This is a genomic window from Holdemanella sp. (assembly GCF_056804935.1).
Map to the genome: position 1 here is coordinate 1 of NZ_DBMEXE010000035.1, position 10,573 is coordinate 10,573.

6 protein-coding genes are annotated in these 10,573 nt (G+C 36.4%); all 6 read right to left on the minus strand.

The genetic code is table 11. The annotated features are described in order from the left end of the window. Positions 1–120: 120 nt before the first annotated feature. The gene (locus ACZQCL_RS02980; RefSeq protein WP_482481809.1) at positions 121–2,247 is read right to left on the minus strand and encodes a M28 family peptidase; all 2,127 of its coding nucleotides are present in this window, start codon (positions 2,245–2,247) and stop codon (positions 121–123) included. A 324-nt stretch (positions 2,248–2,571) separates the two neighbouring features. Continuing rightward, positions 2,572–3,498: an acyltransferase family protein gene (locus ACZQCL_RS02985; protein ID WP_337531616.1), complete on the minus strand. Its 927-nt coding sequence runs from the start codon at positions 3,496–3,498 to the stop codon at positions 2,572–2,574. Between the two features lie 286 nt (positions 3,499–3,784). Continuing rightward, the gene (locus tag ACZQCL_RS02990) at positions 3,785–5,107 is read right to left on the minus strand and encodes an RNA-binding domain-containing protein (protein WP_482481810.1); all 1,323 of its coding nucleotides are present in this window, start codon (positions 5,105–5,107) and stop codon (positions 3,785–3,787) included. 848 nt (positions 5,108–5,955) lie between these two features. Continuing rightward, entirely contained in the window at positions 5,956–7,743 is a 1,788-nt protein-coding gene (locus ACZQCL_RS02995) for a CocE/NonD family hydrolase (RefSeq protein WP_482481811.1), read from the minus strand. Position 7,744: 1 nt separating this feature from the next. After that, a complete protein-coding gene (locus ACZQCL_RS03000) occupies positions 7,745–9,010 on the minus strand; it encodes an MFS transporter (protein WP_217256439.1) in 1,266 nt (421 codons plus the stop codon). Beyond that, on the minus strand, positions 9,007–10,344 hold the full coding sequence (locus tag ACZQCL_RS03005) for an MFS transporter (RefSeq protein ID WP_482481812.1): 1,338 nt from the start codon (positions 10,342–10,344) through the stop codon (positions 9,007–9,009). Before ACZQCL_RS03005 ends, ACZQCL_RS03000 begins: the two co-directional genes overlap by 4 nt. Between the last annotated feature and the right edge of the window lie 229 nt (positions 10,345–10,573).

Consider the following 10,573-nt stretch of genomic DNA (forward strand, 5'->3'; position numbering starts at 1 on the left):
CATTACCTCACTTACAGGTAAATTGTACAAGCCTATTTGACATTAATGATGTCTATATCCCATTTTATTAAATGTGACTATAACCAAAAAAGCCTGGCATTTATATTGCCAAGCCTATATTTATTGACCCATCTTGTTCATTGCCAAGATTTCATTTTCAAGCGCTTCTTTATAAGAATCTAACTGTTTCGTTCTAGCGCTTTCATACACTTTGATTTCTTCACTTACATCATCTCCATCTTCTTTATTTAATAAAGATGTTGTAGCGTTTTTTGTGTTTGCGAAATAGTAGCCTTTATCATTGCCCCACCACTTATTGTTTTCAACTGCCTTATCTGCATGCGCATCAATTTTAGCAGCCGCATTTGGTGAGAATAAGTAATAATTGTATTCACACAAACCATTTAATTGGTATGCCACATCTAGAGCATCACTTACTTTGTCTTTCTTTAAATCTTGAATGATTTCATCCATATATTCAATGTTGTTTTGATATCCCACGTGCTTCATCACAACATCACTCGAGAATACAATTCCGACAAAGTTATCCTGTACATATTTAAATAAGTCTAATACTTTCTTATTGTAGGCTTTTCCTTCTTTTTGAATTGAAGTAACATCCGATTTAGAACTTACCGCCTTTATATAACGATCATTAATATCTTGACCCTCGGCATTTAATGACTCTACTTCTTTTTTAAATACAGCTAAAGCCTTGTCCCAATCCTTTTTAGAAACACCAGCTTCCAAAGCTAAATCTTCATTAAAGCTTTCCTTTAAATCATCAATGGTAGCCTGCATATTTAAAGACATAGCTGGAAGCTGATCGATGGCGATAGCCATACTTCCAAATACCGCAATATTAGCCTTCATCACCTTTTCACTATACGTATCCGTATTATCGGATTCTGTATGATAATGAAGTTGTGTCCAAGTATATTCACCATCGTCCTTTGTTTCTCCAGAACAAGTATCCGTTGTATTTAAGAAATAAGGAACTCCCGCATTACGATAAGAAACACCATCTTCCATTGTCGTTGTATCATACGTCTTTGTAGAAATACCATTCTTATATTCTTTTACAGCACCATTCAATGCACCTGAATCCACTAAGCTTTTTACTAAAGACGCATATTCAGGAACACAAGTCACCATGAATGTATCTGAACCATCATCATAGGCATCCAATTCAAAGTTAAATAAAGCTAAAGTTTTATTAGCCCACTCAGGATGTACATTGTTGATCAATTCATAAGCACCTCTTGTCCAATCAAATTCAGTGCCTGTTGCGCCCCATTCTTCAGCACCATGTGCAACAACCACAATATCATTTTCAGGCACATAGCCACTATCGATCATTGTCTTAGCCATTGACATTATGGTTCCAATAGCACTACAGTCATCTTGAAAACCAGTAAAATACATATCATAATGTCCGGCAAAAATAATTTGTTGATCATGTGACTTACCAGGAATATAGCCAACCACATCATAACTTGTACCATTGCCTTCTTCCATTACACTATCTACTTTTAAAGTAGCCATATCATGGCCTTGTTTTAAAGCCTTTTTAATTTGTTTGTACTCACTCATTGTGATGATTGTCGTAGGCATAATATCTTCTGCACAAACATCCTGAATTTGATGATCATCATCACTAAATCTTCCATATCCATCCAAATCGTATGTGACTAATGCTTTTGCGCCATGCTCATACGCCTCATAAATATATCCACCAATCCAAGATTCATTAAATTGATCCACACCAACTAACGCAATCTTACCTTCAACGTCCTTGTCTTCATAGTCTTTCGCAAAACCAGTACCACAATCTACGATTTGTGCTGTAATCCCATTTTCATCTGTGCCATTCACCATATACGATACGGGCATCAAATCAATATCTGTTCCTTCAATCGTAAGTGAAGCATCATTATACTGCCACTTATCCACATTGACAGGTATCTTTTCTACATTCTTTAAACCAATGGCCTTCATTTCCTTAGCCAAATAATTGGCTGTTCTATGTTCTGCATCGGAACCACTCGTTCTAAATCCAAGTGAATTATCATGTAATGAAGTATCTGTAGACAATGTTTTTGTGAAGTCATACGCATAGTCCATATCAATTTCATTCACGTAGGCATCAATCGAATCTTGATAGATGGCCTCATCTTTTGTCGAACCACAACCCACTAGGCTCAACACCAATACTGCACTAAGGCTTGCTTGTAAAATCTTTTTCATATTCCTCTTCTCCTTTACCCACACAAAAAAAGATAGGCGCACAATATACACCTATCTTCGTCCATCATCTATCTGCATACTTTTCGTAACAGAAATTCCAGCTTATTGACCATTTCATAAGGTATATTGTACTTTATAAAACTGAGCTTTTAACTCAATCAATAAGGGTAAACACCCTTCCGTATTCCCTAAATACGGTTCTTGCTTCTTCAACAAGTCTTCGGCATTTGACCCGGCCGTCCGTGTAGCCTTAGCCTATATCTAGGCGGTCAATTTCTGTACGATTAGTACGCAAAAAAATATACAGGAAAATGCTATTTTTTGTCAACTAAAATTTTTAAAAATATGTAACCCATCCACTTTTGTCTCTAGCTTTTTAAAGTAATAGGCAAGAATTAAAGTGACTAGAATACACACGACTAAATAGATCCAGTCATTTAAATATCGATCAAACAAGTTCATTGAAATTCTTTGAAGTATATAGATTTCAAATACATATTGACCTAGGAAATGGAACAAACCATTTTTAATTTCTTTATATGCACATACATCCACAATCAAGAAACAAAACGCAATCGAAATTATTTCATATGCGAGTATTGGTAAGTGAAGACAATATAAACTAAAAGCTAAAACCACCAAGAAAATAAAGAATACTGGTTTTTGAATAATGGAACAAACCCGATCTTTATATTTAGATAGAATCATACCTGCTGGAAAACAAAGAATGATATTGTACCACCAAGCCTGATCCTTTATTACATCCATCAAAATTATATATAGAATGGTAAATACTACACATGAAGTCATACTATGTTTCTTACATTGTTTAAACGAAATATATACAATACTATACATAGCTAATATCGCAAATACATACCAATTACTATTTCCAATGGAACTTAATGCCGTAAATGAGAATATAATACGAACAAAGGAATACTCTTTCCTTAATAAGAATGATAAAAACAAGTAAATACATAATGCCATACAAAAGTGAATATAAAACTTCAATATTCTTTTTCTTGGCATGCTGTCAATATACACAATACCTCTTCTTTTAATTTGTTCCATAATGCCATATCCCGAATAGAACAAGAATGGTGCAACCATGAGTTGTCCAATTGCCAATAATACCCCATTCCATGGCATCGTTTCATATTGTCCAAAATGGGATAGAAACACAAACAACACAAAAATTCCATTGATACAAGTTGTTTGTTCCTTATTTAATGCCCTATTAAAATTCATTTCATACCCTCTACAATAAGGTATTATATCACCATCTTATCTCCTTCAATGGAATATTTATTTTTGTATTTTATCCTTAACCTTGCAGAAAAAAAGAAGCATTAGTAACTCAATTCACCAATGCTTCTGTCGATATATTTTGCGGTGGTCGTCTTCGGACAACCCCTTGAAAGAGCCTGATGCGTTGAGCTCTTTTTTCTTTTGGCTTTTCTACTGTTTCTCCAGATTAAAACGGCATGAAAAAGGATCCTGATCATCGCCAAGATACTTCTTCATGCATTGATATTTACTTGATAAAGTAGGCACTCAACTTTCCGCTTCCCTTTTGTTCAAGTTTATCAACCTCGCAAAGTTCTTTAAGCAATCGGAATGCCTTTGTTGTTCCTGCACCAATCAAATCTTCGACTTCTTTTCTTGTTATGCTACCATTTTCTCGCGCATACTGAATAATGAGATTCTTCTGCTCATCGAGTGTTATATCGTTATTCGCATACTCTATTTTTTGTACCTCAGCTTCTTGCTCTTCATTTCGATTCGGAAGTGTAACCCGAAAAACACCCTTTGCGGTTTCAAACTCTGGCTGGAATGGACATGCTTTATAGGCACGCTCAATTTTTCCGATTCCAGTACCATAACTCTCAATCAATCTCATGCGGTAGAAAACAGCTGCAAGGTTCGGATTTCTCGATTGTGAAACACCAAGAAAAATTGATTTCAGCTCCAAACCTGATACAAGTCCTCCTAGAGAAACAAATTCGATTCTGTCCTCATAGACATTGACCAAATTGCTTCCACTAAAAGAGTAATCACGATGAACGATGCTATTCAGTAAAGCCTCTCTTACTGCTTCCTCCGGGTAATCCCTTCTATCAGTTCGATCCAGCCCTGAAAATGTTGCTTTCGTTTTATTGACTAAATCAATAAACTGGTAAACATCTTCAAGCTGCTTTAATATAGAGCCCTTAAATTCCTTTCTGTCTCGGAACAATTCCTTATCTGTTCCTTGAAATAACGCAACTTTCGTTGTTGTTTCACACTGGTCTGATAAAAGCAATGCAAGATTTGTATATAAGCCATCTTCACCAATTAGCTTGAGAGTTTGCATTTGCGATGGTCCAATTTCGATAGACCTTTTCTGCATCTCTGTTTGGAGAGTATGAAACGTCAATTCCTGATTCATACTTCGGCACAGCTCAAAAGATCTGCCACTGTTTTGAAGAATCATCTCCCGGATTCCCTCTTCAGTCATTGGCTGTGTAGAACTTCCTTTTCTTACATACACTCCACCAGGCTTCAGGCCTTTTTCACGGAGATAGTACGGTCGATTTGTTCCTGTTGTTACATCTATTTCGATAATTTGCTTTTCTTCTAATTCTACCGAGTTGACTCTAACAAACGGCATTATGTCTGGTGCCAGCGAATCCTTCAAAGAATTCACGATTTGTAGCATCACACCATCCGGATCACCAATACCCAGAACTGCTCCATCTTTTCGTACTCCAACATAAACTGTGCCGCCCTCTGCATTCGCAAATCCCATCACCTCTTTTCGGATGTCAGGGACATACTCTTGCTTAAATTCAATATTCTGGTTCTCAAATTCTAACATCTTCTAATTCATCCTTTCTAATTCCTTTCTTTCTTCTTTCTTTCTTTCTTATTGTATAAAAGAAAGAAAGGAAAATCAAGAAGTGTAGAAACAACCTTAACATTGCAGAATTTGTATAACTAAAAAGCAAGAACAATATAAGAAATCTTTAATTTCATACCCTGAACAAACCAAAGTGGACATTTCTGCCCACTATTCATTACGACCCATATAATTTGCGAGTGCACCAAGTAAGTTAGCATCTTGACGATATGTACAACACCTTAAAAGTATCTGTCATTGGATATGATTTTTTCTCAATAATTTTCCCCCTCACGACTAAGAAGTCCACTCTTCATCGAACTTCCACCAATGTCAAAGCACAAATAATATTTCATAATTTCCTACATTAAGCCAACATCTGCATAGTCTATCTATATAATTAGATGAAAACCCTTTACGCATATCAACCTAATTCATTTCCTAAGCGGATTCACTATTTTCTGTGAACATATGGTACGTCGTTAAGGTACCATTTCTGATATACTAACCCGGTTGGATGAGAAATAATTTACGCCAATACAAACAAATGGTATTACGCCAACACCCATTTGAGTTCCGCTCATCTAACATCGATTAGAGAACTAGACTTCTCCGTAATATATGCATAATATCTAGTTCTCTCCTCTAAAATTTGTTGTCCAACGGTTTAGATTCGTGCTAGAATAATATTGTCTAGAGAGTCATTCTAACACATTTGATATCTAACCATTCTTATACTTTCCTGACTCTCTAAATGTGGACCAGTTGTTGCTGGTCTTTTTTTGCATTGAAAAAGGCTCAAATCCTTTCGATTTGAACCCACTTTATTATTCAATTGGACAATCACAAACAATAGAAGCAGTATCCACTTCGATTTCTGTTGTCACAAATGGCAATTGCGTTTGGTCCACATCCATTCCATACAAGATCAATGATAATGTATGTCCTTTAGGAATTGTATAGTCGTTGCTGACAAAGTCAAATGAATATGTATACCAAGTATCTGGATCAATGGCTTCCTTTGAATAATTATTCAAACGATTTTGTGCATTCATCCAACCTCGTGTAATCACAAAATAATCGGATGGTTTTTCTTCCATTTTAAAGACAAAAGAATGATTTTCATCCCCATCCAAATTCGATGTCAAACGAACTTGTTTTCCCTTTTCCACAAGCATTGCACTCAAAATGGCCGTAGGCTGTTGGATTCGAGCCCTAAAAGAAACTTTGGCTCTTCCCGCAAAACGCGTATCTTCCTTCATTGTTTCTAAATCAAAAGAAAGCGAATGCGCATTTTGAGTTAAAACCAACTCATCCAGCCATGCCTTTGTGTTTTTTTGTTTACGATCATAAATCGTTTGCGACAAATCATCCACAATCATTTGATTTCCATTCTCTTGTACACGATAGGACTTATAAGATTTAGGTGGCCAAATCTCTTCTTGCATCCACAATTTTTGATCTAGGTTATTCTCAATATAAATCTTAGACTCATTTTGAATACCTGTATCAATCCCTTTTAAATAATAATCCAACCAACGATCGATCAATCCTAATGTAGGACTATCCTCAAGATGATACGTATAAATATGTTGTCCTTGATGCAACAACATCATACGATCTTTACCAAGTTCTTGAAGCTTTTCATACAAACGAATACCTTGGTCTGGTTTTACATTCCAATCATTTAAGCCTTGAAGAACGAATACCGAAGCTTGGATGCGATCGGCATGCTGCAAATAATTACGCTCATCCCAAAAGCGATTGTAGTTTCCCGATTGTCTGTCTTCACCTTCTTGAAGAGTCTTTTGATTCTTTTCAAACAAAGGTTTGATCGACGCAAAATCATTTGAATCTAAAGCACGTGAAAAACAATACTTTGCCAAAATATCCAAGTCATCCCCTTGCCAATCCATGGCTGGTAAAGTTAAACCATTATGACGATAATATTCATACCAGTTGGAAATACCCGCTTCAGGAAGAATTGTCTTTAAGCCTTCTACACCTGTTGTGGCTACCCCAATACACATTGTACCCAAATAAGAACGTGCAGACATCGCAACAGAACCTGTACACCAAGATGCCAAAACTTGTACCGTTCTTGTCTTATCTCTAAAAGCTCGAGCTCTTCCGTTTAACCAATCAATGACCGATTTAAACGCAAGAATCTCCTCTTCACTTCCCGTCATTGTTAATCCGTCGCTTCCCCTTGTACCAAGTCCACCACTAAACACACCAGCATAGCCACGTTCTAGTAAATGAGCATATAAATCTGAAATGCATTCATAAGCGCTTGGATCTGGTTCTGGATACGGACTGCTTTCTACAATTTGTTCAGCTTCTTTTTTAGGACAAACTACAGGATCTTTTGGATGAAACGTGATATCCTCACGCTGAATATTCTGACTTGGATATGTCTGTATATTTGTATTTACATCATACAAATCATACCAATCCTCATTACAGTGCAACATATATGGATTGGCCACAAAAACAGCCGGAACTTTTTCATCTAGCTTTGGACGCTTAATATAAACCGCAATCAAATCATATTGTCCATCCTGGTCTGTATCCACTGTAGTTTCCACAAAAACTCTTTCAAATAATGCTTCCATATTAATTTACTTTCGGATGTTTCTTTAAATACGATTTCCAAACCAACACAAACACAGCTCCTAAAACTAACATCGCAACTAAGAAGCCAAAGAATAAACGATATCCACCAACACCTGGATTTTGATCAATCATCATACCCGCTAAAACAGATACAAAAATTTCTGGCAAATACCCAATTGTAGAAATAATTCCAGCAGCCGTTCCAGAATACTTTTCTGGTACAGCACCCTCATCCATCATAGCCCATGTTTGTGCATAGTTTACATTATAGAAAATATAGATTAAGACAAACAAAACTGTAAAGAGCACGATAGAACCTGCATTTGTTGGCAACAATAAAATTCCCAAAGTACCCAAAGCCATTACCACAAATGAAATCAATAGAGCATTTCCTGTACCAAACTTATCGGAGAAGAAGCCTCCGCCAACATTTCCAAATAAAGAAAACCATCGTTTCATAGCTGCAAGTGTAGCTCCAAAAGTAACTGTGGCTCCTAAAATAGATGTGGCATATGGTGTAAAGTAATACAAAGACAAAGTAAATACATAGTTACAGAATGTCACAAAACTGATGATCCAGATGGCTGGCATTTTTAATACTTCCCCAATGCCTTTAAAAGAAATACGTTCACTCGCTTCCATATGTCCATCTTTTACTTTAAAGAAACAGAAGATGCCCATCGCAATTGTCAAAACGGAATAATAAACAATGACTGTTTTCATACCTGCCACTTCGTCATTGATTTGACCAATGCCAATACGGAAAGCTACAACAGCACCCATAGCCATCAAAGCAGCACCAACGCCACGACCACCTTCAAAGAATCCATAGGCTTTTCCTTGATCATCCGAATCCGATAGAATACGAACAGCTTTTACACAGGCTGGCCAAAACGCAAATAAACTTGAAATGCCCCAGAATGCATAAAGTGCTAGCAACTGATAGTAGTTCAATGGTAATAAGTGTACAAAACCACCCAATCCTGTTCCAATTAAAGAAACCGTTAAGATCATTCTTGTAGAAAAGCGGTCTGCCACGATACCTCCAAATAAATAGGAAATCATACCAAAAATTCCTAAAATACTTCCAAACACACCCATTTGTGTATTCGTCAAATGATACGTAGCCAAATATGCATCATAGTAATCAAAGCGAAAATATGGCAAGCCATAAATAATCGCCCCTCCAAATGCGACGATAATAATAGCCCAGAAGTTCTTTGCCGTCTTATCGCCAAAACCTAGTTTTTTAAATAATTTGTTCATCTTTTTTCTCCCTTACTTAAAACTATTTCACTTTCTTTATGATTAAAGGTATGAAGTCCATGATAAAGAACCATACCTGCAATCGCATATAATATAGCGGCTATAAAATAAGCCTGCTGATACCCAGATTGGTGGACAAATAAAATCTTTCCTGTAAAATGACCACTCAATATACTCACAATACCCGCCGTAAAATTCACTACGGAGGTATAAACAGGCCGCAAATCTTTAGGAATCACATCCATCGATAGAGCACTATCCACAGGACTTGATAAATTCGCAAGGCCCGCACGTATAAATAGTGATACACCAACAACAGGTACAACATATTTACCAAAATAATTTCCATTTCCAATCATCAACATAAAAGGAATGGAGGCCATGACCGTTAAGAAGATCGTTCCCACTTTACCAAATTTTTTTGTGCACTTCGGCGTAAAAAACATAAATAAGACAATCGCCACATAGGAAATGGATACCATTAAAGAACTGGTTGCCTTATCAATATGTAAATTTCGATTTAGATATACAGTATAGTACGATGTAAATAGGCCCATTGCAAAAGAAATCAAAGCCCAATACAATAAATAAGCCCGGGAATATCGATTTAATAAAAGTTGTCTTGCACCATTCATTTTTTCCTTTAAAGAAAGCCTTGGAGTAAGCTCCATTTGATAATCCGATTTCTTTTCCGATATACATAAAATGGGAATCAAGGAAATTAACGCAATACAACCCACCACGAATAGAACCATTCGATTCGCATCCATATAAGATTGATATAAACCAGATGAAAGATGCGTCATATAGCGCGTTGCCTCTTGGGCTTGCGCATATGAAATGTTGGCCACACAACTAAACGCCTTTACCACAAAGGCTCCACCAAGATACGTTGCCAAGAAATATCCAATATACCCCATATAGTAAGTTCTTGTATACCAATGTATTTCTTGATCTTTAAACGCTTCTGTATAACAAGCAATAAAAGGACTCAGCATAATAAAGTGCAGCTGCACACCCGTTAATGCCAATAGGGTTGCGATATATAAAGCCCAAGTAAAATCCATACAGACGGCGCCAAAAAAGGCACATGCCGTTGAAAGTGAACAAAAAAGTAATAGCTTTTTATAGCCAATCTTTGGCACTAGCAACAATAAAGCTGCACTTATAAATGTGGCATATCCATAAAAGGCCCAGAAGGATGTTGCGATAGAAGTTTGTGCTTCTTGCAGATAATTCACAAACGTATCGTACAAAACTCCACTCGCCAAATTATTAATGACATAACTAATTATAAAATAAACAATATTCCGTTTATCTCTTCGTTCTTCCATTTCTTCAACTCCTAAAAACTGTTTAAAATTATACGATTATACAAGAAAAAACTTTTTCTGCGAAAAAGTCACACGTCTAAATGACGTGCCCGGTTCGTTTCCAGTCGTCCGGTAACATTTCAATATCTACTCCATCTTTCTGAATCATTCGGTATCCCGATCCATTCAGTCTTTATCGATGGAGTTTTTATTGTATGCTTTTATTTATAAATACTTCAGAATTTCATCC